The organism is Nocardiopsis sp. NPDC006938 (genome assembly GCF_042869555.1).
GTDB lineage: Bacteria > Actinomycetota > Actinomycetes > Streptosporangiales > Streptosporangiaceae > Nocardiopsis.
Genome location: NZ_JBIAGA010000005.1, coordinates 311,243 through 333,453 on the forward strand (window position 1 = coordinate 311,243; position 22,211 = coordinate 333,453).

Genomic DNA, 22,211 nt, shown 5'->3' on the forward strand with positions numbered 1-22,211 from the left:
CGCCCCCGGCGCGGGGCGCGCCGCCGCGCCCCCCCCCGCGCCCCCGGCCCGGCGCCGCCCCCCCCCCCCCGCCCGCCGCGCCGGGCGGCGCCCCGCCCCCCCGCGCCCCACGGCGCGTGACCAGCGCTTCCGCGATCATCCGGAAGCTCCGGAGAGTTTTCCTCCGGTCACCCGTTGCCACGGGATTTCAATGGTGTTAACTTTCCAGGAAGCGAAGCATGGGAGCGCTCCCGCGAACGCGAGGACGCCCCCGCTCGCCGTCCGGACAGCGCCACGACCGACTGGTGCGCGACCGGACCCGAGGGGTCCACCCCGGCCGGGTCCGCACGCCGCGTCGCCCTCCCGGCCCCCTTCGGGACCGTGCGACGCCCCCGCAAGCTCACCCTCCTTGGCACCCCCCCTACGCGAGGAAACGACGATGAGCAGATCCCCTTCCCCCGCACACCCGACCCCGCCGCGGCGCGCACTCGCCGTGGCCTCCGCCCTCCTGCTGGGCGCGACCACCGCACTGACCGCCGCCCCCGCCACCGCGGCCGACGACGGAGCGTCCGCCGCCAACGAGCGGGTGGACAACCCCTACGTCGGCGCGGACGTCTACGTGAACCCGATCTGGTCCGCCAACGCCGCGGCCGAACCCGGTGGTGAGGCCGTCGCGGACGAGCCCACCGGTATCTGGCTGGACCGCATCAGCGCCATCGAGGGCAACGACAGCCCCACCACCGGTGACATGGGCCTGCGCGACCACCTCGACGAGGCCGTCGAGCAGGCCGCCGGAGAACCGCTGGTCTTCCAGCTGGTCGTCTACAACCTGCCCGGGCGCGACTGCGCCGCTCTGGCCTCCAACGGCGAGCTCGGGCCCGAGGAGATCGACCGCTACGAGTCGGAGTACATCGACCCGATCGCGGACATCCTGCGCGACTACGAGGACACCTCCCTGCGGATCGTCACGACGATCGAACTCGACTCGCTGCCCAATCTGATTACCAATGTGTCCCCCCGCAACACCGCCACCCCCGAGTGCGACGTCATGCTGGCCAACGGCAACTACGTCAACGGCGTCGGCTACGCGCTCGCCCAGCTCGGCGCGATCGGCAACGTCTACAACTACGTGGACGCCGGCCACCACGGCTGGATCGGCTGGGAGGACAACTTCGCGCCCTCCGCGGCCCTGTTCCACGAGGCCGCCAACGCCAACGGGGCCACCCCCGACGACGTGCACGGATTCATCGCCAACACCGCCAACTACTCGGCCCTGAAGGAGGAGCACTTCGCGATCGGGCAGACCATCAACGGGACCCCGGTGCGCCAGTCCAGCTGGGTGGACTGGAACAACTACGTCGACGAGCTCTCCTTCGCCCAGGCCCTGCGCTCCGAGCTGGTCTCCCAGGGGTTCGACCCGGGCATCGGGATGCTCATCGACACCTCCCGCAACGGCTGGGGCGGCGCCGACCGGCCCACCAGTGCCGGGCCCACCACCGATGTGAACGCCTACGTCGACGGCGGCCGCTTCGACCGCCGCATCCAGTACGGGAACTGGTGCAACCAGGCCGGAGCCGGGTTGGGTGAGCGGCCCACCACCGCTCCCGAACCGGGCATCGACGCGTATGTGTGGATGAAGCCCCCGGGTGAGTCCGACGGCTCCAGCGCCGAGATTCCCAACGACGAGGGCAAGGGGTTCGACCGCATGTGCGACCCCACCTATGAGGGCAACCCCCGCAACAACCACAACATGAGCGGCGCCCTGCCCGACGCCCCCGTCTCCGGCCACTGGTTCTCCGCACAGTTCCAGGAGCTGCTGGCCAACGCGTACCCGCCCGTCCAGTAGGAGGCCCTCCCCGGATCGGGCGCCCGCCGCCGTCCCCCGGCGGCGGGCGCCCGGAAGGGCCACCCCTCCCGAACGGAGCCCTCGTGAAGCAACGCCTGACACTCGCCCTCGCCACGACCCTCGCACTCCTGGCCGCGCCGTTCGCGCACGCGATCCCCGCCCACGCCGACACCGGGTTCCGGGTCAGCGACGGGCGCCTCGTCGACGCGGCGGGCAACGACTTCGTCATCCGCGGGGTCAGCCACCCGCACACCTGGTTCACCCACGAGACCGGAGCCCTGGCCGACATCGGGTCGTTGGGCGCCAACACCGTCCGCGTGGTCCTCAGCAGCGGCGACCGCTGGCAGGAGAACGACGTCGCGGACGTCGCGGCGGTCGTCGCCGACTGCAAGGAGAACCGACTCATCTGCATGTTGGAGGTGCACGACACCACCGGCTACGGGGAGGACTCCGAGGCCGCGACGCTGGACCAGGCCGTCGACTACTGGTTGCGCATCCAGGATGCGGTCGCGGGGGAGGAGGACCACGTCCTGGTCAACATCGCCAACGAACCCTTCGGCAACGACGAGGCGACCAACGCGTCCTGGGCCTCCGCGACCTCGGAGGCGATTCGGCGCCTGCGCTCGGCGGGCTTCGACCACACGTTGGTCGTGGACGCCCCGAACTGGGGTCAGGACTGGACGCACACCATGCGCGACGGCGCACAGGGCGTCTTCGACGCCGATCCCCACGCCAACACCGTGTTCTCCATCCACATGTACGGCGTCTACGAACAGGAGTCGGTGATCGTCGACTACCTGGAGTACTTCACCGACCGCGGTCTTCCCCTCATCGTCGGTGAGTTCGGCTTCGACCACAGTGACGGCGATCCCGACGAGGACGCCATCATGCGCCACACCGAGCGACTCGGCCTCGGGTACGTCGGCTGGTCGTGGAGCGGAAACAGCGGCGAGGTCGCCTACCTGGACATGGTCGAGGACTTCGACGTCGACTCCCTGACCCCCTGGGGAGACCGGATCTTCCACGGTCCCGACGGCATCGTCGAGACCTCGGTACGGGCTCCCGTCTACGGAGCGGAGCAGCCCGGCCCACGAGTACGCAAGTAAGACCCCCGGCCGCGCGCCGTGCGCGGCCGGATTCCCCCAACGCACACACGAGGAGTGACCTCATGCGGTCACGTCAGACCATCGCCGCCCTGGCGCTCGGAGGCCTGGCCGTCGGCTACGCCGTCGTCGCCGCGCCCGAACCCGCCGAGGCCCACGGGGCCTTCACCTATCCCGCCTCCCGCACCTACGCCTGTTTCCAGGACGCTACCGGCGGAAGCTCCGGGGGCGCCCTCCAGCCCGTCAACGCCGCCTGCGCCGACGCCCTCTCCGAAGGCGGCGACTACGCCTTCTGGAACTGGTTCGGCAACCTGATCAGTGACTCCGACGGTCGGCACCGGGAGTTCGTCGCGGACGGGGAGCTGTGCGGGCCCACCGAGCAGTTCGCCGCCTTCAACGCGGCCCGCACCGACTGGCCGTCCACCCAGTTGCAGCCGAACACGACCGTGGAGTTCCACCACAACGCGTGGGCGCCCCACCCGGGTACCTTCTTCACCTATGTCACGGTGGACGGCTGGAACCCGAACTCGCCCCTGACCTGGGATGACCTGGAACTGATCGACGAGGTCGTCGACCCCCCGCTGCGCAGCGGGGGTGAGGCGGGCGCCGAGTACTACTGGGACGTGGACCTCCCCGACCGGGAGGGGCGCCACCTCGTCTACTCGGTCTGGGAGCGTTCCGACAGCCCCGAGGCCTTCTACAACTGCTCCGACGTGGTCTTCGGCGACGACCCGGGAACCGAACCCGGGCCCGGCCCGGAACCGACGGACCCCGAGCCGACCGACCCGCCCGCCCCCGAGCCGACCGACCCGCCCGGCCCCGACCCGACGGACCCGCCCGCGAAGGAGTACTGCACGGCGGAGTACAGGGTCACCGACGCCTGGAGCGACGGCTTCCAGGCGGAGGTAGAGGTCACCGCTGGAGAGGACGGTGTGACCGGATGGATGGTGGACTGGGTGTTCGCCAACAGGCAGGAGATCAGCAACGTCTGGAACGCCTCGCTCGTGAACCACGGCGCGCACTTCGAGGCCTCCAACGCGGCCCACAACGGAACGCTCGCCGCGGGTGACTCCACCACCTTCGGGTTCACCGCGACCTTCGAGGGCGCCAACATCGTGCCCGGAGTGGAGTGCCAGCGACCCTGATCGCTGACGCGTCGGGCCGGTCCTGGGGCATGACGGCCCGGGACCGGCCCACCCCGTTCCTAACGCTGTTAGGTAGCCTGGGACGATGGACTCCGCGCGCATCTACCAGAACTGCCAGGACCGCCTCCTCGACCTGGCCCCCACCCTCGACCGGGACCAGCTCGCCACCGTTGTCCCCGCCTGCCCGGACTGGACCGTCCAGCAGGTGTACGCCCACCTCGCGGGGCTCGGCGCCGACGTGCTGAGCGGAAACGCCACCCCTCCGGTCGGTGACGAGGTGACGGCCCGCCAGGTCGCGGACCGCGCCCACCTGGACATCGGCGCCATCACCGACCAGTGGCGCGCGAGCGCCCCCGCCCTGCTGGAGCTGCTGCTGACCCGGACGCGCAGGCGCTACGCGCTGCTGGCCCTGGACCTGTGGCATCACGAGAACGACCTGCGGGGCGCCCTGGGTCTGGCCGCGCGGACCGAGGACGCCGACCAGCTCGCGGACTTCCCGTTGGGCGGGCTGGCGAAGGTCTGGTCGGCCGACCGGCCCGCCGTGCGGGTGGTCGCCACCGACACCGGACAGGAGTGGACCCTCGGAGAGGACCCCGGGCTCACCCTGCGAGGCACCGCCTACGAGCTGGCCAGGGCGGTGACCGGACGGCGCGGTGTGCGCCAGATCCTGGCCATGGACTGGACCGGCGGCGACCCCGCGAGCGTCGCCCCGCTCCTGCCCACCCTCCCCGCACCCGAGGCCGACCTCACGGTCTGACCGGCCTCCGGCTCAGGGCGTGTAGGGGACGCGGTTGACGGCCCGCACCTCTCCCAGGGTGGACCACTCGTTGCGTCCCAGCCGCGCCATCGGACGCAGCAGGGTGGCCTCGGGAAGGCCGTCCACCACGACGGACACGTCCACGGCCACCGTCTGGACCCGGCCGAACACCACCGTGGAGTCACCCAGGCGCAGGGTCGAGTGCAGGGCGCACTCCAGCGCGACCGGCGACGCGGCCACCCGGGGAGGGAGTACCGTCGTGCTCGCCTCCCGCTCGATGCCCAGCTCGTCGAACTCGCTCAGGTGTGGCGGGTACTCCGTCGCGGTCGCGTTGACCTGGTCCTGGAGCGGTTCGGTGGCCAGGTTGACCACGAACTCGCCGGTGGCCTCCACGTTGCGCAGGGAGTCCTTGCGGCCCACCGAGGTGAACTGCACGATCGGCGGTTCGGTGCAGGAGATGGTGAAGAAGGAGTGCGGCGCCAGGTTGTCCACGCCGGACTCGGAGGTGGTGGAGACCCACGCGATCGGGCGCGGGAGGATCACCGACGACATCAGCTTGTAGAAGTCCCGGCCGGGCAGGGCGGCGGGGGTGTGTTCGGTACGCATCACCGACGAGTATCCCGTGTGCCGGGGGTGGGGGCGGGCATACCCACCGGATGGAACTGGTCACCGCCGACGACGTCCGCGCCGCCGCCTCCCGGATTCGGGGCCACGTGGTGCGCACGCCCCTCACCGCGGGGCCCCACGGGACGGACCTCCTCCTCAAGCCGGAGAGCCTCCAACCCACCGGTGCCTTCAAACTGCGCGGCGCCACCAACGCCGTCGCCCAGCTCACCCCGGTCCAGCGCGAACGCGGTGTGGTCACGCACTCCTCGGGTAACCACGGCCTCGCGCTGGCCCTGGCGGCCGCCCGTCAGGGGGTGCCCTGCGCCGTCGTGGTGCCGGAGGGCGCACCGGCGGTCAAGGTGGAGCGGATTCGTTCCTACGGCGCGCGTGTGGTGACCGTGCCGCCCGCCGAGCGCCTCACCGCCGCCACCGAGCTGCGCGACCGTGAACTCCGCATGCTGATCCCGCCCTTCGACGACCCCCGGGTGATCGCCGGTCAGGGCACCGTGGGACTGGAGATCCTCGAACAGTCACCCGAGGCCACCACCATCGTCGTGCCGGTGGGCGGAGGCGGACTGGCCTCCGGCGTGGCCACGGCGGTGCGGGCCGCCCACCCCCGGGTGCGGGTGGTGGGAGTGGAGCCCGAGCTGGCGGCCGACGCCGCCGAGAGCCTGCGCGAGGGGCGCCTCGTCTCCTGGGAACCGGAGCGCACCCACCGGACCATGGCCGACGGGGTGCGCGTCTGCCTGTCCGAACGCACCTTCGCGCACCTCTCGGCACGGTTGGACGGGATCGTCACGGTCTCGGAGGAGGAGATCGCCCGGGCCGTGTCCGCGCTCGCGCACGGGGCCCGGCTGGTCGCCGAGCCCAGCGGCGCGCTGGCCACGGCGGCGGTCCTGGCGGGGAAGGTGGAGACCGTGACGCGTCGGCCCGAGGCCACGGTCGCCGTGGTCTCGGGCGGCAACGTCGACCCGGCCCTGTTCACGCGGTTGACCCGGGTGGACTGAACCCGGGGCCGACGGTCCGTGCGCACCGGTCACGGTGATCCCGATGGGCGGCCGGTCAGCCGTCGGTGGACTGCCGGTCGGCGGCGGCGCGGTCCTCGCGTCGGCGCATGGCCATGTCGGACACGATGGCCAGGCCGAAGGCGATCACCATCGCCACGATGACCGCCAGCGTGGTCAGGGCGGTGCCGAACGAGGTGGGGTCGATCATGGGGAGCTCCGGGGGTCGAGGGCGCCAACGCTCGTGCGTCCGACATGCCGGGCATGTCGGCGCCTCCAACCGTAATAGGTGTTAACTTTCAGACCCAGTGTAAGCCCGAGTGAACTGCGTCATAACCGAACTCGGGAGGTCCCGGTTGGAGAACGGCGATCGAGGGCACGTTCCGGGTCATGTCGGACGCCGAACGCACCCACGACGGCCGCTACGTCGTCGTCCGGGGCCGGAGGTGGCGGGCCAGCGACCCCGAACTCCCGGAGTCGGTCCGCCAGCGCCTGGTCGACCACCTGATGGCGGCCCGCCGAGACGTGGCCTCGGCCCTGCGCGCCGGGGACGCCGAGGCCGAGTCTCGGGCCCGGGCGAACGTGGCGCGTGCCAAGGAGGGCCTGGGGGAGAGGGGAACGCCCTGGTGGGAGATGACCCTCGACGATCGCCGACTCCGCTGGGAGCGGAACCTGCGAGACCTCGACCCCGACACCCGCCCCGACTGACCGGTGCCACCTGTGCTCTGGGAGGCCTCGAACACCGCGCCCTCCCGAGTGTCGGGAGGGCGCGCCGTCGCTCTCCCTCAGCCTCGGGGCATGGGCGGGGCCGTGCCCGGGCACGTGTCGGCGACCGCCTCGCGGGACGCGAAGAACTCCACCGCGGCCTCGGCACAGGGCAGGCGCGACAGTGTGCCGTGGCCGTCGTCCTCCACGCTCAGCACCCGGCCGCCGACGACGTCCCGCATGTCCAGGGCCCAGCGGTGGGGCGTCACCATCTCGCGCGTGTGGCCCACCAGCTGGAGCGGGCTCTGACCCCGCTCCAGCTCCGGCGCGCGTCCGGAGGTGGGCCACCCCGCGCACATGTGCGCGTAGAAGCCCGTGGTGCCCATGGCGGGCAGGCGCTCGGCCCGCTCGGCCCGGTCCCGCCACACACGGTCGAAGTCACGAGGGCTCTCGGAGTCGTTGCACAACAGCGCCACCTGGGAGAAGAACGTGGCGCCGTCGGTCTCGGCGTCCCACCCGAAGCCCTCGGCGCGCGGCTGCCCCGGATCGGGGACGCCCCCGTCCAGCAGGGTCACCAGGGCGGCCGCGTTGTCGGGCCACTCGCGCTCGGGCGTGGGCAGCAGCGCCGTCACGAAGTCCCCGTCCACCACGGTCCCGTCGGGGCCGGTGCGCGGCTCCTCCGCCAGTGCGTCGCGCAGTTCCAGCATCCGGGCACGCACCGGCTCACCCTCCGTGCCGAGTCCGTAGACCGCGTCGTGCTCGGCCACCCAGTCGGTGAACCGGTGGAACACCTCCTCGCCCGCCTCCGCCTGGCCCTCCTCCAGCCGGGACACACTGGTGTCGGGAGAGACCACCGAGTCCAGGAGCATGGCCTCGACCCGGTCGTCGTACAGGGAACGGTAGGTCGCGCCGAGCAGGGAGCCCCACGAGACCCCGTAGAAGCCGATGGTCTCCGCGCCCAGCGCCCTCCGGACCAGCTCCATGTCGCGGGCCACGTTCTCCACGGTCAGGGACTCGACCAGCTCGGGGTCGGCCGCGTGGCACTCCTCGTTCATCCGGGCGTACTCCCCGGCGAGGGCGCGGGCCCGTTCCTCCGCGTCCGGACCGGGGCCGGGGTCGGGCGCGGTGAACTCGAACCCGCACTCCGGGGCCCCGCTGTACCCGACACCGCGCGGATCGAATCCGACCAGGTCGTGACGTGCCCCGAGGTCTCGCAGCCCAGTGTCGAGGACGTGGCCGGGCATGGTCACCCCCTGGTGCCCGGGCCCTCCGGGGTTGAACAGCACCGGATAGTCGTTGTTCTCGGAGGCGGGCACCCGGCTGACGGCGAGTTCGAGGCCGCGTCCGTCGGGGTCGTCGTGGTCCAGGGGCACGGTCACCGTCGCGCACAGGGTGCGTTCGTCGCCCGCGTCCCAACCCTCGGCGACCTCCGCGCAGAGCCGCCAGTCCGGTTCCGGGTCGGGCTCGGCCGCGGCCGGTACGGCCCCCGCCGTGAGCAGGAGTCCGGACAGGGCGATCAGCGCGGCTCCGCGCGTCAGGGGCATGGGGGTCTCCGCTCGTGGGGGTGGGGGTCGAGGGGCGCGGCCGTGGGGACGGTTGCGCGCGGGCCCTCGCGTCGCCGTCATGCTACGTTCGGTCACCCTCCCGGGGCGTGCGCCTCACGGAGGATTCCCGGGGTCTCGGAAGTACCGGGTGGAGGTCGTGCCGCCGTCTCCTTGGTCGGCTCCGGCACCCACTTTCGTGGGGGGCGCGTGCGAAGGGACACCGTCCCGCGGTCCGGACACGGTGGCGGGCGTCCTACACTCAGCCCCCATGCGCACCCGGATGCCTCACCCCAGCCGCTGCCTCGCCCGATGGCGCGGCCTGGACCCCCTCACCCGGCGCGAATGGCGCTGGACCGTCGCCGACTGGCTGTACGCCCTGGGGACCGTGCTCCTGACCCTCCAGTTCCAGATCCAGTCCATGGACGGCTGGGGTCTGGCGGGTGCCTGGACCGGAGAGCTCTTCGAGGCCGAATCCGCACGGTACGGGCCCGAACTCCCGGGTCTGCTGTACTACGGGCTCCCCGTGCTGGGCGTGACGGCGACCATGCTGGTACGGCGCGCCCAGCCCCTGTGGCTGCTGGGGTCGGCGCTCGTGTTGCTCCTGGGGTTCGGCAACGTCGTGCCGGTGCTGGTGGCGGTCTACTCCCACGCCGTCCACGCCCGGGGACCCCTCTCGCCGGTGGCGTGGTCCCTGGCCTACGCCGTCGGGATCGCGCTGGCCTTCCGGGAGGCGGTCGACATCGCCCTCATGGGAGCGATGGCCGTTCTGCTGCTCTTGGCCCTGGGGCTGTACGTGGGTACCCGTCGCGAGCTGGTGGACGGGCTCAGGGAGCGGGCCGAACGGCTCGACCGCGAGCGGCACCTGCTCGCGGAGCGCGCGGTGAGCGCCGAACGCAACCGCATCGCCCGCGAGATGCACGACGTCGTCGCCCACCGGGTCAGCCTCATCGTCCTGCACGCCGGAGGGCTGGAGGTCTCCACCAGCGACCCCAGGGCCCTGGAGACCGCCGGGCTCATCAGGGGAACGGGACGCCAGGCCCTGGGGGAGCTGCGTGACATCCTCGGCGTACTGCGCGAACACCCCTCCGGACCCGCGCCCGCGCGGCCGCGGCCGCAGCCCACCCTGGCGGGAGTACCGGAACTGCTCGACGAGTGGCGCGAGGCGGGGATGAGCGTCGAACTCCGCGACGGGCTCACCGGGGCGGACGACCTCCCGCTCGCCGTCCAGCGCGCCGCCTTCCAGGTGGTGAAGGAGGGCGTCACCAACGCCGCCAAGCACGCCGCCGGAGCCGACGTGACCGTCACGCTCCGGCTGGGCGCGGGCCGCCTGACCGTGGAGGTCGCCAACGCCGAACCGCCGAGCGACCTCGTGCCCCCGCCGACGAGCGGGTACGGGTTGTCCGGACTGCGGGAGCGGGTGGACGAGCTGGAGGGACGGCTCACCTCCGAGGAGACCGCCGACGGCGGCTGGCGGCTGAGCGCCGAACTGCCCGCGGCCGTGGACGCGGAACCCGAACCCGTCTGAGGCGGTGACGCGTGCCGGGCCCGGCACGCGACGGGACCGCGAAGGGGCCCGGGGCGCCGCGCGCCGCCGAGCCCCGATGCGGACCTACAGGATCGAACCGGGCGTGTAGGCCGCGGCCTCCGGACGGGCCGAGGTGATCTCCTCGATCCGCGCCACCACCGCCGCCACCTGGTCGGCGGCGGCGCCGGTGAAGGTGATCCGGTCGGCCAGCAGCGCGTCCAGGGCGGCGCGGTCCAGCGGGAAGCGCTCGTCGGCGGCCAACCGGTCCAGCAGCTGGTTGGCCGAGCCCTCCTGGCGCATGGCCAGCGCCGAGCCCACCGCGTGCTCCTTGATGAGCTCGTGCGCGGTCTCGCGGCCCACCCCGGCGCGCACCGCGGCCATCAGCATCTTGGTGGTGGCCAGGAACGGCAGGTAACGGTCCAGTTCGGCGGAGATCACGGCGGGGAAGGCGCCGAACTCGTCCAGCACCGTCAGCATGGTCTCCACCAGGCCGTCGAACGCGAAGAACGCGTCCGGCAGCGCCACCCGGCGCACCACCGAGCACGACACGTCGCCCTCGTTCCACTGGTCGCCCGCCAGCTCCCCGGCCATGGAGGCGTACCCGCGCAGGATCACGGTGAGGCCGTTGACCCGCTCGCACGAGCGCGTGTTCATCTTGTGCGGCATCGCGGACGAGCCCACCTGGCCCTCGGCGAAGCCCTCGGTGACCAGTTCGTGCCCGGCCATCAGGCGGATCGTCTTGGCCAGCGAGGACGGCCCGGCCGCGAGCTGCACCAGGGCGGTCAGCACCTCGAAGTCCAGCGAACGCGGGTACACCTGGCCCACGCTGGTGAACCGGTGCTCGAAGCCCAGGTGCGACGCGACCTCGTCCTCCAGGGCGTCCAACGCCGCGCGGTCGCCGCCGAGCAGGTCCACCATGTCCTGGGCGGTGCCGACCGGGCCCTTGATCCCGCGCAGCGGATACCGGGCGACCAGCTCGTCCAGGCGACCCAGGGCCACGAGCACCTCGTCGGCGATCGACGCGAACCGCTTGCCCAGGGTCGTGGCCTGCGCGGCCACGTTGTGGGAACGGCCCGCCATGACCGTCTCGCCGTACTCGGCCGACAGTCGGCCGAGCCTGGCCAGCAGAGCCACCGCGCGGTCGCGCACCAGCAGCAGGCTGTCGCGGATCTGGAGCTGTTCGACGTTCTCGGTGAGGTCGCGCGAGGTCATGCCCTTGTGCACGTGCTCGTGCCCGGCGAGGGCGTTGAACTCCTCGATCCGGGCCTTCACGTCGTGCCGGGTCACCCGCTCGCGCGCGGCGATGGAGGCCAGGTCGACCTGTTCGAGGACCTTCTCGTAGTCCTCCACCACACCGGCCGCGACGTCCACGCCCAGACGCGCCTGGGCACGCAGCACGGCCAGCCACAGCCGCCTCTCGGCGACCACCTTGTACTCAGGGGACCACAGCCGGGTCAGCTCCGCGGACGCGTAGCGGGCGGCCAGGACATCGGGGATCACAGGTTTCGCGCTCACGTCGTGCCACCCTATCGCCCGTGCCGGGCCGGACGCGCTTCGGTCCAGCCCCAGTTCACCGGTAGTGCCGTCCCTACCCCCCACTGGCGGGTCCGGCGGATGTCGCCGTCCGGCGCCGCGCCCTAGCGTGGAACACATGACCACCCCGAACGCTCGGCGACGACGGCCGAAGACCCTGCGCCAGGCGCTCGCCCACCCCCGGTTCCTCCTGTCGGCCTGGGCGTGGCGGTCCCTGGCCCACACCCTGACGACCCTGGTGGTCGGGGGACTGCTCCTCTTCGTGGCCCTTCCCGTGTACGCGCCCTGGGCCGTGTTCGTGTCCCGGCTCGGCCACGACCGGGACGCCGGGCACCTGGCCTTCTGGTTCCTGTTCGGGCTGCTCATGGTGCTCTGCTTCGCCCCGCTCGTGGCCATCCCCCTGGGCGCCCTGGAGCGCAGGCGCCTCCACCTGGTGATGCCGGGTGAGAACCGCAGCGGCCACCGGACCCCGCCGCCGGGACTGTGGGGCTGGGTGCGCACCCGCTACTCCGAGGCCGCCACCTGGCGTGAGGTGGCCTACGCCGCCGTCATGTTCCCGGTCCTCGGCCTGTCCCTGATGGTGTCGTTCACCCTGACGTCCCTCACCATCCTGCTGACGCTGGCCCCGTTCATCCTCCTCGACGGGAACGAGGCCCCCATCTCCCTGGGCTGGACCTCCCTCACCACTCCGGGCGAGGCCCTGCCGTACACGCTGGCCGCGCCGGTCACCGCGGTCCTGCTCTTCTACGCGTGCGGGCTGATGTCCCTCGGCCACGCCGTGATCGCCCGCGCACTGCTGGTCGGGCCGCCCAAGGAGGTCCTGCGTGCCGAACTCGACCAGGTCACCGAGTCGCGCGCCCGACTCGTCAACGCCTTCGAGTACGAGCGGCGCCGGATCGAACGCGACCTCCACGACGGCGCCCAGCAGAGGCTCGTGGCACTCAGCATGGACCTGGGCATGGCCCGGGTGGACCTGGACGAGGGCTCCCCGGCCGACCAGCGGGTGGCGGCGGCCCAGGCCAAGGTCGACGAACTCATCGACGAGCTCCGCGAACTGGTGCGCGGCATCCACCCGCGCGTGTTGACCGACCGGGGCCTGCGCGACGCCCTCCAGGAGCTGGCCGACCACTGCCCGGTGCCGGTCGCGGTGGAGACGGCCGTCCCCCACCGGCTGCCCCCGCACGTGGAGGGCACCGCCTACTTCGTGGTCGCGGAGGCGCTCACCAACGTCTACAAGCACGCCCGCGCCGACTCCGTCACCGTGCGCGCCCGCCTGGTCCCGGGGCCGACCGGGGCCGCCGCGACGCACACCCTTCCCGAAACGGTGCCGGACGAGGGCACGGGCGTCCTCACCGTCGAGGTCACCGACGACGGGGTCGGGGGCGCCGACGCCCGGCGCGGCACCGGCCTCACCGGTCTCGGTGACCGGGTCGCGGTGATGGGCGGGACAATGGGACTGACGAGCCCCGCAGGCGGGCCGACCCGAATCCGAGTGGAGCTGCCGTGCGGACCGATTCCCGCGAACCCGACCCCGTGACCCCCGTTCCGACCGTGTTGGCGGAGGACGGTGTGCTGCTGCGGGAGGGACTGGTGGGCGTCCTGGAGCGCTTCGGTTTCCCGGTGGTCGCCGCCGTCGAGGACGGCGACGCCCTCGTCGAGGCGGTCACTGAACACCGTCCCCGCCTGGTCGTCACCGACATCCGCATGCCCCCGGACTTCACCGACGAGGGGCTGCGGGCCGCGGTGCGACTGCGTCAGCGCCACCCCGGGCTGGCCGTGGTGGCGCTCAGCCAGTACGTGGAACTCAGCTACGCCACCGACCTGCTCGACTCCGGTGACGGAAAGGGCGTGGGCTACCTGCTCAAACAGAGGGTCGGCGACGTGCGCGAGTTCGCCTCGGTGCTGCGCAGGGTCGTCGAGGGCGCCACCTTCGTCGACCCCGAGGTCGTACGGCAGCTGCTGCGCCGTAGCTCCGACCCGCTCGAACGGCTCACCGCGAGGGAGCGGCAGGTGCTGGAACTCATGGCCGAGGGTCACTCCAACGGCGCCATCGCGCGCAGGCTGGTGGTCAGCGACGCGGCCGTGGGCAAGCACGTGGGCAACATCCTGGCCAAGCTCGACCTGCCGCCCGACCACGACGTGCACCGCCGTGTCCAGGCGGTGCTCGCCTACCTCCGGGCCCAGAGCTCCTGACCCGGGCGGGGTGGCCCTCAACCGTCCATCGAACGGTCCACGACCACCACGGTCTCGTCGCCCACGACCCAGGCGTCGTGGCCGGGTGGTACGTACGCCACCTGGCCCGCCACCAGCTCGCGTTCGGAGCCGTCCCGGGTACGGAACCCCATGGTCCCCTGGAGGAGCGTGAGCGCGTGGGTGGCCATGCACAGGTCGGTCCCGGCGTCCGGGCGCATGTGTCGGCTCCACTGCCACCCCGGTTCCAGGGTCATGCGGGTGATGAGCTGGCCGCCCAGGTGCACGGACGAGGACCGGCCGTGGTCGAACTCCACCAGTTCCCCGGAGGTGTCGAAGTCACCGATCCGCACGGCGCCGGGCGGCTCCTCGTCCCAGGCCTGCACCATGGACTGGCGCACGATCCGGCCGTCCTCCAGGTCCAGTAGGGACATGCTCCGCACGGTGAGACCGTCCGGGTAGGTGCAGCGCTCCGTGTAGGCGGCGCGGTCGCCGTCGGTGAAGTACTCCAGGACCTCGTGTTCCAGGTCCATCGAGTACACCTGCCGGAGCTGGTCCTCGATCGAGGAGCGCCCGTGTAGCACCGTGGGCGAGCTGGGCGGGGTGCGCCGGTCCACGGTCTCCATGTCCGCGTCCTCCGCGAACTGGCGGATCAGCAGGGCGGTGTCGCCGTCCTCGACGGCCCGCCGGAACACCTCGATGTCGAATTCGTTGCCGTTGGTGTTGGCTGACATGATGCGGACCCCTTTCTGGGAGCGACGGGGCACGCGGACCATTGTCGGGTGCCCTACCTCCACCCTGCTCCCCGACCGGTCTCCGATTCGACCAATCCCGGGTCAGGCCCGGGTTTGCCCGGCCCGGCGGGGACTCGACCGCCCCGACCACGCGCGTTAGCGTGGAAGTGAGGAGGCCTCACCCACGGGACGACCGGAGGTGACATGGTCAAACGCAGGAAGATCCGGTACACGGTCGTCATGGGGCTGTGTCTGCTGCTCTTCGCCGGGGCCACCCCCGTCTACTACCTGTTCGGTGTCGGGTGGGCGGTGGCGATGTGCGCCGTCGCGATGGTCCTGCCGCCCGTCGCGGTCACCCTGGGCAGCATCTCCGACCCCGACGACCCGCGCGACCACGACAACAGGTACGGGCCCAACGCCGAGTAGGCGCCGGGCCCGCACCCGGAGTCAGCGCTCCAGCACGCGACGCAGGGCGCTCAGGACCAGCTCCGCGCGGTCCAGGCGGGCGTTGTGGCCCATGAGGCCGATCCGCCACACCGTCGCCGCGTGGGGGCCCACCCCGGCGCCGATCTCCAGCCCGTAGTCGTGCAGCAGGCGTTCACGCACCTTGCCGGAGTCCACGCCGTCGGGCACGCGCACGGAGGTGAGCTGCGCCAACCGGTGGCCCTCGGCGGCGAAGAGTTCCAGCCCCATTTCCTGGAGGCCCTCGCGTAGGCGCGCGCCAGCGGCCTCGTGACGGGCGGCGACGGCGTCCACGCCCTCCTCCTCGATCCGGGCCAGGGCCGCGTCCAGGGACGCGACCATCGCGGTCGGAGCGGTGTGGTGGTAGGCGCGCCCGCCCGGGCCGCCGCGCACGTAGGCGCCGAGCAGACCGAGGTCGACGTACCACACCGGGGGGGACTGCACCCGGCGCTCCCACGCCCGTTCGGAGAAGGTGAACGGAGCCAGCCCCGGAGCCACGCCCAGGCACTTCTGGGTACCGGAGTAGGCGATGTCCACCAGCCACTCGTCGAGGGCCATCGGCATGCCGCCGAGCGAGGTGACGCAGTCGGCCAGCAGCAGGGTGTCGTCGGAGCGCTCGCGCAGGGCCCGGCCCAGCGCGCCGACGTCGCTGACCACCCCGGTGGAGGTCTCTGCGTGCACGACCGCCACGAGCTTCGGGGCGGGGTGGGCGTCCAGGACACGCTGGACGTCGACGGGCCGACCCCACTCGTGGTCCACTCGCACCACCTCGGCGCCGTAGCGCCCGGCGACCTCGCACATGCGCTCGCCGAACAGGCCGTTGACCGCCACGACCACCACGTCGCCCGGGCGCACGGAGTTGGCGAAGGCGGTCTCCATGCCCAGGGAACCGGTGCCGGAGAGCGGCAGTGTGAGCGGGTTCTCGGTGCCCCAGAGGGAACGCAGCCGCGCGCAGGCGCGTTCCAACAGGGTGATGAACTCGGGGTCCAGGTGCCCGAGGAGCGGGGCGGCCAGGCCCAGGGTGGCCTCCGGGTAGGGGTTGCTCGGTCCGGGGCCCAGTAGGGTGCGTTCGCTGACTGACATGGTCGAACACTAGCCGGGACGGGACGGCCGGGCCCCCACGGGGTGATCCGGGACCGCGTGCCCGGGGTCCGAGCCGAACAGGGAGGGAGAGGGTGACGGCACACGACCGCGGGGACCGTGCCGCGCCGCCCGAGACACCATGACCGAGACCGACGCCGCGGCCGCCGCCGCGACCAGGGGAGCACTTGCCGACGGCGTACGCCTGCTGCGCGTGGCCCACGACGACCCCAGGATCGGGGGTCTGCTCGACGGGCTCCTGGAGGAGTACACCGAGCGCTACGGGGCCGAGGGCGCCGCCAACGAGCTCAGCCGCTACCCGGTCACCGAGTTCGTCGCCCCCGGGGGAGGTCTCGTCCTGGCCGAACTCGACGGCGAGGTCGTGGCCGGGGGAGCGTTGCGCCCCTACCGGCGGGACCGCGCCGACACCGTCGAGTTCAAGCGCGTGTGGACCAGCGCCCGACACCGTCGGCGCGGGCTGGGGCGGCGGATCATGAGCGCGCTGGAGGAGGCCGCCCGCGACCTCGGGTACTCCCGGGTGATGCTCTTCACCGGCCCCTCCCAGCCCGAGGCGGTCGCCCTGTACGAACGGATCGGCTACCGCCGGGTCGACCCCGCGACCGTCGACGACCTGCCCTACCCGAAGGCCATCCCCTTCGCCCGCGACCTGGTTCCCGCCACCGGGTGACCGCCCGGTGCGCACGGGCGCGCACGCTGGCCCGGACGTTATGGGCAGCGCTATGACCGGCACGCGGACAGGGGTACGAACGCCTTTGTACGATGAGAGGGGTGACCGCCACCAGCGGTCACCACGCCCCGCACCCTTTCGACGAACTCGACGAGGAGAGTCACAACGTGAGCGAGCAGCAGCGTCCCGAGGCCGAGGCCGAAGCCCCCGTGTTCAGGCCGCGCAAGAACGGCCAGGCGCAGTCGGTCTCCGACGAGCTCGCGGCGTGGATGACCACCGGCTGGGCCGACACCGAGCTGCGCGACCTGGAGCCCGTCGAGCAGGCCGGGCACACCGCCCGCCGCCGTGACGTGCTCAGCGCGGCCTTCCCCGGGGACCGCCTGGTCGTTCCCTCCGGTCAGCTCCTGACCCGCTCCAACGACACCGAGTACCCCTTCCGCGCCGCCACCGACTACGCCTACCTCACCGGTGACACCACCGACGGCAACTGCCTGGTGCTCACCCCGAGGGCCGACGGCGGTCACGACGCCGTCCTGTACCTCAAGCCGCGTTCCAACCGCGACAACGGCGAGTTCTGGCTCGGCGGCTACGGCGAGCTGTGGACCGGGCGCCGCAACAGCCTGGGAGAGGCCGCCGAGCTGCTGGGCCTGCCCACCGCCGACGTGCGCACCCTGCCGGGCGTGCTCGGCTCCGACACCTCGGCGACCACCCGCGTCGTTCGGGGCCACGACGCCGAGATCGACGCCCTGGTGGACGGTCTGCGCGCCGACGCCGACGCCGACGACGAGGCCCGCGCCAAGTCCGTCCAGCTGGACCAGGACCTCGGGGTGGCGCTGGCCGACCACCGCCTGGTCAAGGACGAGTGGGAGATCGCCCAGCTCCAGCTGGCCGTCGACGCCACCGTACGCGGCTTCGGCGACGTCGCCAAGGCGCTGCCCCAGGCCAGGGACACCTCCGAGCGCTACGTGGAGGGCACCTTCTTCCTCCGTGCCCGGGTCGAGGGCAACGACGTCGGTTACGGCACCATCGCCGCCTCCGGCGCCAACGCCACCACTCTGCACTGGACCCGTAACGACGGTCCGGTCCGCGAGGGCGACCTGCTGCTCCTGGACGCCGGGGTGGAGACCACCACCCTCTACACCGCCGACGTCACCCGCACCATGCCCGTCTCGGGCACTTTCACCGAGCTCCAGCGCAAGGTCTACGACCTGGTGTACGAGGCGCAGGAGGCCGGTATCGCCGCGGTCGCCCCCGGTCGGCCCTTCACCGCCTTCCACGAGGCCTCCCAGCGCGTGCTGGCCGAGGGTCTGGTGGAGTGGGGCCTGCTGGAGGGCCCGGTCGACCGCGTACTGGAGCTGGGCCTCCAGCGCCGGTACACGCTGCACGGCACCGGCCACATGCTCGGCATGGACGTGCACGACTGCGCGGTCTCCCGGCAGGAGATCCACCTGTACGGCGAACTGAAGCCGGGCATGGTGCTCACCGTGGAGCCGGGCCTGTACTTCCAGCCCGACGACCTGACCGTGCCGGAGGAGCTGCGCGGTATCGGCGTGCGCATCGAGGACGACGTCCTGGTCACCGAGGAGGGCCGCACCGTGATGTCGGCCGGACTGCCGAGGTCCTCCGCCGACGTCGAGGCCTGGCTGGCCGAGCGCCTGCCGCGCTGACCCGGTCGCTCGCGGAGCCCGGACCGGAGCGCGGGCCGTCTTCCCCCCCGGGGAAGGCGGCCCGTCGCCGTGTCCGGGGATTCGGACACGGGTCGACCGATACCGGGTGGAGCGCCGACGCGTTTCGGCTGTCCGTAGCTCGGCCCGACGTGCGGGCGGGAGTGGGGCATGACCGCCCTGTCCGGATATTCACCGGGCCGGGTGTGGAACCATCGGTGCTGTTCCACTGACGGCCTTCCCGATCCGGGAGCGGTCCGATCTGGCACCCGCTACGGTTTTTGTGGCGGGCGGATACGTAAGACAGAACTGGGGGAGGTTCACGCGTGCGCGCGGAACGGCTGTGGCGCAGGGGGCTGAGGTTTCCCCGCCTGTTCCTGGCGGAGCGGACGGTCCTCGTTCACGGCGACGTCGACCCCAACCCCGATCCCCGGAAGTCGCGGTACGAGGCCCGGGCCTTCGACACGCGCTCCCTGAGGCCCCTGGGCACCGCCTTCGAGGCGCAGGGGCCGGTCAACCTGGCGCGGGCCCCCGAGGGGCAGGGGTGGCCCGGCACGGTCCTGGTCCAGGCCTCCCGGCGCTCGGTGACCGTGCGCGACCCCAGCACCGGAACACCGCTGCTGGAGACCGACCTCGCCGAGCCGGGCGAGCTGTGGCCCGACGACGTGGCCCTGCGGGTCCTGGACAAGGAGGCGGTGGTCCTCCTCTTCGGAGAGGACGGCGACGGCGCCACCCGCTGGTGGGCGGTGGACCCCTTCACCGGTGCGACCGTCCCCGACCTGGCGGACTCCCGCCCCGGCCACGAGGCCAGGGGCGAGCGTATGTCCTTCGCCGGTGACTTCCTCGTCGCCCCGGGGCAGGACCCGGGGTTCGACCCGGTCATCCTCGCCGACTACGAGCACCCGCGCGAGCGCGTGTACCGGCTGGAGGACGGCGAGTACCTCGGCGAGGTGGAGAGCCACGCCGACTCCGAGACCGTGGCGGCCCGGGTGGGGGGCCGCTCTCTACTGGCGGTCGCGGGGCGCGTCCACTCCCTGCCCGACCTGGAGTTGGTGGCGGAGCTGGGCGGCCCGCGCACCCTGGTGTCGCTGGTCGAGTGGGAGGGCGAGGCGGTGGCCGTCTACCAGGAGGAGGACGCCCGCCCCGGCGGCCTCGGCTCCTGGTACCTGGACCGGCTCCGGGTGCGCTACCTGGACCGCCCGGGCCAGCCCGTGGTGGAGGTGCCCGGGACGTGGCCGGGGGAGCTGGAGGACCTGGTCGCCGCCCCCGACCACGTGGTGGTCCTGGCCACCACCGAGGGCGTGTACGCCCTGCACGTGAGCGTCTAGGGCGGCTCGGTCCAGGAGGCGGGCCCGCCCGGCACCGGGGTCCCGGCGGTCGCGGTCACCGCGACCGCCACGGTCCACGACACGGCGGACCAGGTGGCCGCGACGTCACTCCCGCGTCGCGGGGTCCGGCCCCGGTCGGGACGGGTCCGGGGGCGCGGCGTCGACCCCGGCCAGGTAGTCGCGGGAGGCCGTGTAGGCCCGGTCGATCCGCCGGGGTACGGAGTCCAGCCGCCGGAACGCCATCGGCCGGTCGTCCCCCGCCAGCGAACCGCCGCTGGGCAGCACGTGCAGCCGGACCTGTTCGGGCAGCGTCGCCAGGTCCCGGGCGAAGCGGTGGCGACGGGCGATCTCGAACGCCACACGTGCCGTCTCCACCGGGTTGGCGGGCACCGAGAGCGGCTCCTCCACCCGGCCGACCTGCAACACGTACACCGTGCGCGCGCCCGCGCGTACCGCCGCCTCGATCGGGATCGAGTTGACGATCCCGCCGTCCAGGAAGTGCTCGTCGCCGATCCGTTGGGGCGGAAGCAGGCCGGGGACGGCGGAGGAGGCGAGCACGGCGTCGATCAGCGGCCCCTCCGAGAACCAGTGCTCGGCGGCGCGTTCGATACTGGCCGCCACCACCCGCAGCGGGACCGCCAGGTCCTCGAAGACCGGATCGGGGCCCAGAACGTCCACCAGCAGGCGGCGTAGCGGTTCCGGGGAGATCAGGTGGGTGCGGGTCGTCACGATGCGGTGCAGCTGGCGGCCCACCGCCTCACCGAACACCGAGTCGGCCTCCGGGGAGGTCCAGGTCCGGACGAGCCGTTCCACCGCCGCCATGGAGGGGTCCAGGGCCAGCACCGCGCCGTTGATCGCCCCGATGGAGGTCCCCACCACGAGGTCCGGGGTGATGCCCTCCTCCAACAGGGCGCGGACCATACCGACCTCGACGGCGCCGCGTACGCCTCCACCGCCCAGGACGAAGGCCACCGGTCCGGGGCCTCCCGCCGTGGGCGCGGGGCCCGTTGGGTCCGCCGGGTGCTCGGTGGCGCGGGCGGGCGGGGCGGTACGGGGCGTGCGGGGAGTGTCTGTCACGCGGACAGTCTAGGAAGGCCGGACCTCAGTCCCGCACGGCGCGCAGGACCTCGAAGTCGACCCCGGCGCGGGGCAGCCGCCTGATGAGCGCATCGCCCATGGCGACGGCGGTGGTGACCTGCCCGGAGGTCGGCGGCAGGTCGTCCTCCCACAGGCACAGCGCCGATTCCGCGAGCATGCCCGAGGTCGCCCCGTAGCCGGGTTCGCCGCCCGAGACCAGTGTGTGTACGCGCCGCCCGCCCCCGGCCCCCGTGAAGTGCACGGTGAACCACCCGTTGGCGAGCTGTTCCTCGGTCGGACCCGCACCGGCCGGGACGAGGTTCCGGAGCCGTGACCGCAGCGCCGGCACCTGGGCGGCGGCCACCACCCCGGCGGCTCCGCCGACCGCGCCCAGCGCGCCGCCCAGACGACGGAAGGCCGCGTAGTGGCCGTAGGAGAAGTCGGGCCCGTAGCGCTCCAGGGCCGCCGCGGACCTGACCACCACGCGCGGGTCCAGGGTCGGGAGCGGCACCGCCCACCCCCGGGCCAGCCGGGTGCGCGGTCGGACGCGGTGGTCGACACGGACCCTGCGGCCCCGGAGAGGGGGCTCGACGAGGCGCCGCTCGCGGGCGGCGCGCCGCATCCCGGAGGTGTCGGCGAAGGCGCCCACGGCGGAACGCAGGGTCCCGCCCGAGACGCCGCCCCTGGCCCGGACGAACCCCTCCACGCTCAGGGGGACCCCCTCGGGCAGCTGTTCGACGGTGAACAGCACCCCCAGGTCGTGGGGGACGGAGTCGAACCCGCAGGCGTGCACCAGCCGCGCGCCGGTCCGCACGGCGGTGGCGTGGTGCCGCGCGTAGACGAGGTCGACGAACGCGGGCTCGCCGCACAGGTCGACGTAGTCGGTGCCCTCGGCCGCGCAGGCCGCCACCAGCGGCTCACCGTACGGGCCGTAGGGGCCCACCGTGGTGACGACCACCCGGGCCGAGGCGGCCAGGGCGCGCAGGGAGCCGGGGTCCTCGGCGTCGGCCAGCAGCAGTTCCGGTACGGGCCGGTCGGGGTCGATCTCGGCCAGTTCCGCCCGTACCGCCTCCAGACGGTCCCGGTCCCGGCCCGCCAGCGCCCAGCGCAGGCCGCGCGGGGCGCTGGTCGCCAGGTACTCGGCGGTCAGCGCGCCGGTGTACCCGGTCGCGCCGAACAGGACGATGTCGTGACCGCGTTCCACGGTGTTCCAGCCTCTCGGATCTGTGTCGTGCGCCGAG

At 72.8% G+C, this 22,211-nt stretch carries 21 protein-coding genes; 13 read left to right on the plus strand and 8 right to left on the minus strand.

All coding sequences use genetic code 11. The features are described 5' to 3' along the window. Positions 1-418: 418 nt before the first annotated feature. From ACFYL4_RS10780 to ACFYL4_RS10795, 4 genes are all read left to right on the plus strand, one after another. On the plus strand, positions 419-1,825 hold the full coding sequence (locus ACFYL4_RS10780) for a glycoside hydrolase family 6 protein (protein WP_357762938.1): 1,407 nt from the start codon (positions 419-421) through the stop codon (positions 1,823-1,825). An 83-nt stretch (positions 1,826-1,908) separates the two neighbouring features. Further along, positions 1,909-2,931, plus strand: a complete 1,023-nt coding sequence (locus ACFYL4_RS10785) for a glycoside hydrolase family 5 protein (protein ID WP_387518147.1) — start codon at positions 1,909-1,911, stop codon at positions 2,929-2,931. A 62-nt stretch (positions 2,932-2,993) separates the two neighbouring features. Beyond that, complete coding sequence (locus tag ACFYL4_RS10790) at positions 2,994-4,073, plus strand: lytic polysaccharide monooxygenase (RefSeq protein WP_357762932.1); 1,080 nt, start codon at positions 2,994-2,996, stop codon at positions 4,071-4,073. An 85-nt stretch (positions 4,074-4,158) separates the two neighbouring features. Beyond that, complete coding sequence (locus ACFYL4_RS10795) at positions 4,159-4,830, plus strand: maleylpyruvate isomerase family mycothiol-dependent enzyme (RefSeq protein WP_387518148.1); 672 nt, start codon at positions 4,159-4,161, stop codon at positions 4,828-4,830. A 12-nt stretch (positions 4,831-4,842) separates the two neighbouring features. Here the strand turns inward: ACFYL4_RS10795 and ACFYL4_RS10800 are convergent, their stop codons facing one another. Next, entirely contained in the window at positions 4,843-5,436 is a 594-nt protein-coding gene (locus ACFYL4_RS10800) for a flavin reductase family protein (protein ID WP_387518149.1), read from the minus strand. A 50-nt stretch (positions 5,437-5,486) separates the two neighbouring features. On the opposite strand from ACFYL4_RS10800, the gene ACFYL4_RS10805 reads away from it, so the two are divergent. Further along, positions 5,487-6,443 (plus strand): threonine/serine dehydratase, encoded by a 957-nt coding sequence (locus tag ACFYL4_RS10805; RefSeq protein WP_387518150.1) that lies wholly within the window; start codon positions 5,487-5,489, stop codon positions 6,441-6,443. A gap of 55 nt (positions 6,444-6,498) precedes the next feature. On the opposite strand, the gene ACFYL4_RS10810 is transcribed toward ACFYL4_RS10805, so the two are convergent. After that, entirely contained in the window at positions 6,499-6,651 is a 153-nt protein-coding gene (locus ACFYL4_RS10810) for a hypothetical protein (protein ID WP_357762920.1), read from the minus strand. Positions 6,652-6,830: 179 nt separating this feature from the next. On the opposite strand from ACFYL4_RS10810, the gene ACFYL4_RS10815 reads away from it, so the two are divergent. After that, the gene (locus ACFYL4_RS10815) at positions 6,831-7,148 is read left to right on the plus strand and encodes a hypothetical protein (RefSeq protein WP_357762917.1); all 318 of its coding nucleotides are present in this window, start codon (positions 6,831-6,833) and stop codon (positions 7,146-7,148) included. A 77-nt stretch (positions 7,149-7,225) separates the two neighbouring features. Here ACFYL4_RS10815 and ACFYL4_RS10820 read toward each other — a convergent pair whose 3' ends face one another. Then, complete coding sequence (locus tag ACFYL4_RS10820) at positions 7,226-8,689, minus strand: alpha/beta fold hydrolase (protein ID WP_387518151.1); 1,464 nt, start codon at positions 8,687-8,689, stop codon at positions 7,226-7,228. Positions 8,690-8,957: 268 nt separating this feature from the next. Here ACFYL4_RS10820 and ACFYL4_RS10825 point away from each other — a divergent pair, with 268 nt between their 5' ends. Then, positions 8,958-10,214 (plus strand): sensor histidine kinase, encoded by a 1,257-nt coding sequence (locus ACFYL4_RS10825; RefSeq protein ID WP_387518152.1) that lies wholly within the window; start codon positions 8,958-8,960, stop codon positions 10,212-10,214. Positions 10,215-10,298: 84 nt separating this feature from the next. Here the strand turns inward: ACFYL4_RS10825 and purB are convergent, their stop codons facing one another. After that, positions 10,299-11,729, minus strand: a complete 1,431-nt coding sequence (gene purB / locus ACFYL4_RS10830; protein WP_387518153.1) for an adenylosuccinate lyase — start codon at positions 11,727-11,729, stop codon at positions 10,299-10,301. 136 nt (positions 11,730-11,865) lie between these two features. On the opposite strand from purB, the gene ACFYL4_RS10835 reads away from it, so the two are divergent. Then, positions 11,866-13,284, plus strand: a complete 1,419-nt coding sequence (locus ACFYL4_RS10835) for a sensor histidine kinase (protein ID WP_387518154.1) — start codon at positions 11,866-11,868, stop codon at positions 13,282-13,284. Further along, the gene (locus ACFYL4_RS10840) at positions 13,251-13,940 is read left to right on the plus strand and encodes a response regulator transcription factor (protein ID WP_357762902.1); all 690 of its coding nucleotides are present in this window, start codon (positions 13,251-13,253) and stop codon (positions 13,938-13,940) included. The genes ACFYL4_RS10835 and ACFYL4_RS10840 overlap by 34 nt, the downstream gene beginning before the upstream one ends. A gap of 17 nt (positions 13,941-13,957) precedes the next feature. On the opposite strand, the gene ACFYL4_RS10845 is transcribed toward ACFYL4_RS10840, so the two are convergent. Next, on the minus strand, positions 13,958-14,671 hold the full coding sequence (locus ACFYL4_RS10845; protein WP_357762900.1) for a nuclear transport factor 2 family protein: 714 nt from the start codon (positions 14,669-14,671) through the stop codon (positions 13,958-13,960). A gap of 204 nt (positions 14,672-14,875) precedes the next feature. Here ACFYL4_RS10845 and ACFYL4_RS10850 point away from each other — a divergent pair, with 204 nt between their 5' ends. Beyond that, on the plus strand, positions 14,876-15,097 hold the full coding sequence (locus ACFYL4_RS10850; RefSeq protein ID WP_357762897.1) for a DUF3099 domain-containing protein: 222 nt from the start codon (positions 14,876-14,878) through the stop codon (positions 15,095-15,097). Between the two features lie 21 nt (positions 15,098-15,118). Here ACFYL4_RS10850 and ACFYL4_RS10855 read toward each other — a convergent pair whose 3' ends face one another. After that, a complete protein-coding gene (locus ACFYL4_RS10855; RefSeq protein ID WP_387518155.1) occupies positions 15,119-16,216 on the minus strand; it encodes a pyridoxal-phosphate-dependent aminotransferase family protein in 1,098 nt (365 codons plus the stop codon). Positions 16,217-16,355: 139 nt separating this feature from the next. On the opposite strand from ACFYL4_RS10855, the gene ACFYL4_RS10860 reads away from it, so the two are divergent. From ACFYL4_RS10860 to ACFYL4_RS10870, 3 genes are all read left to right on the plus strand, one after another. Further along, positions 16,356-16,901 (plus strand): GNAT family N-acetyltransferase, encoded by a 546-nt coding sequence (locus ACFYL4_RS10860; RefSeq protein ID WP_357762892.1) that lies wholly within the window; start codon positions 16,356-16,358, stop codon positions 16,899-16,901. 167 nt (positions 16,902-17,068) lie between these two features. Then, the gene (locus tag ACFYL4_RS10865; RefSeq protein WP_387518224.1) at positions 17,069-18,568 is read left to right on the plus strand and encodes an aminopeptidase P family protein; all 1,500 of its coding nucleotides are present in this window, start codon (positions 17,069-17,071) and stop codon (positions 18,566-18,568) included. A gap of 323 nt (positions 18,569-18,891) precedes the next feature. Beyond that, the gene (locus tag ACFYL4_RS10870; RefSeq protein ID WP_357762886.1) at positions 18,892-19,893 is read left to right on the plus strand and encodes a hypothetical protein; all 1,002 of its coding nucleotides are present in this window, start codon (positions 18,892-18,894) and stop codon (positions 19,891-19,893) included. A gap of 105 nt (positions 19,894-19,998) precedes the next feature. Here ACFYL4_RS10870 and ACFYL4_RS10875 read toward each other — a convergent pair whose 3' ends face one another. Both ACFYL4_RS10875 and ACFYL4_RS10880 read right to left on the minus strand, forming a co-directional pair. Next, entirely contained in the window at positions 19,999-20,970 is a 972-nt protein-coding gene (locus ACFYL4_RS10875) for a patatin-like phospholipase family protein (RefSeq protein ID WP_387518156.1), read from the minus strand. A gap of 25 nt (positions 20,971-20,995) precedes the next feature. Then, positions 20,996-22,174, minus strand: coding sequence for a saccharopine dehydrogenase family protein (locus tag ACFYL4_RS10880; protein WP_387518157.1), 1,179 nt, complete (start codon positions 22,172-22,174; stop codon positions 20,996-20,998). Between the last annotated feature and the right edge of the window lie 37 nt (positions 22,175-22,211).

What these genes read in the sequence shown, in the direction of transcription:
- ACFYL4_RS10780 (WP_357762938.1), top strand. Translation starts at nt 419, where the DNA reads ATGAGCAGATCCCCTTCCCCCGCACACCCGACCCCGCCGCGGCGCGCA.
- ACFYL4_RS10790 (WP_357762932.1), top strand. Translation starts at nt 2,994, where the DNA reads ATGCGGTCACGTCAGACCATCGCCGCCCTGGCGCTCGGAGGCCTGGCC.
- ACFYL4_RS10795 (WP_387518148.1), top strand. Translation starts at nt 4,159, where the DNA reads ATGGACTCCGCGCGCATCTACCAGAACTGCCAGGACCGCCTCCTCGAC.
- ACFYL4_RS10800 (WP_387518149.1), bottom strand. Translation starts at nt 5,436, where the DNA reads ATGCGTACCGAACACACCCCCGCCGCCCTGCCCGGCCGGGACTTCTAC.
- ACFYL4_RS10805 (WP_387518150.1), top strand. Translation starts at nt 5,487, where the DNA reads ATGGAACTGGTCACCGCCGACGACGTCCGCGCCGCCGCCTCCCGGATT.
- ACFYL4_RS10810 (WP_357762920.1), bottom strand. Translation starts at nt 6,651, where the DNA reads ATGATCGACCCCACCTCGTTCGGCACCGCCCTGACCACGCTGGCGGTC.
- ACFYL4_RS10815 (WP_357762917.1), top strand. Translation starts at nt 6,831, where the DNA reads ATGTCGGACGCCGAACGCACCCACGACGGCCGCTACGTCGTCGTCCGG.
- ACFYL4_RS10820 (WP_387518151.1), bottom strand. Translation starts at nt 8,689, where the DNA reads ATGCCCCTGACGCGCGGAGCCGCGCTGATCGCCCTGTCCGGACTCCTG.
- ACFYL4_RS10825 (WP_387518152.1), top strand. Translation starts at nt 8,958, where the DNA reads ATGCGCACCCGGATGCCTCACCCCAGCCGCTGCCTCGCCCGATGGCGC.
- ACFYL4_RS10835 (WP_387518154.1), top strand. Translation starts at nt 11,866, where the DNA reads ATGACCACCCCGAACGCTCGGCGACGACGGCCGAAGACCCTGCGCCAG.
- ACFYL4_RS10845 (WP_357762900.1), bottom strand. Translation starts at nt 14,671, where the DNA reads ATGTCAGCCAACACCAACGGCAACGAATTCGACATCGAGGTGTTCCGG.
- ACFYL4_RS10850 (WP_357762897.1), top strand. Translation starts at nt 14,876, where the DNA reads ATGGTCAAACGCAGGAAGATCCGGTACACGGTCGTCATGGGGCTGTGT.
- ACFYL4_RS10855 (WP_387518155.1), bottom strand. Translation starts at nt 16,216, where the DNA reads ATGTCAGTCAGCGAACGCACCCTACTGGGCCCCGGACCGAGCAACCCC.
- ACFYL4_RS10860 (WP_357762892.1), top strand. Translation starts at nt 16,356, where the DNA reads ATGACCGAGACCGACGCCGCGGCCGCCGCCGCGACCAGGGGAGCACTT.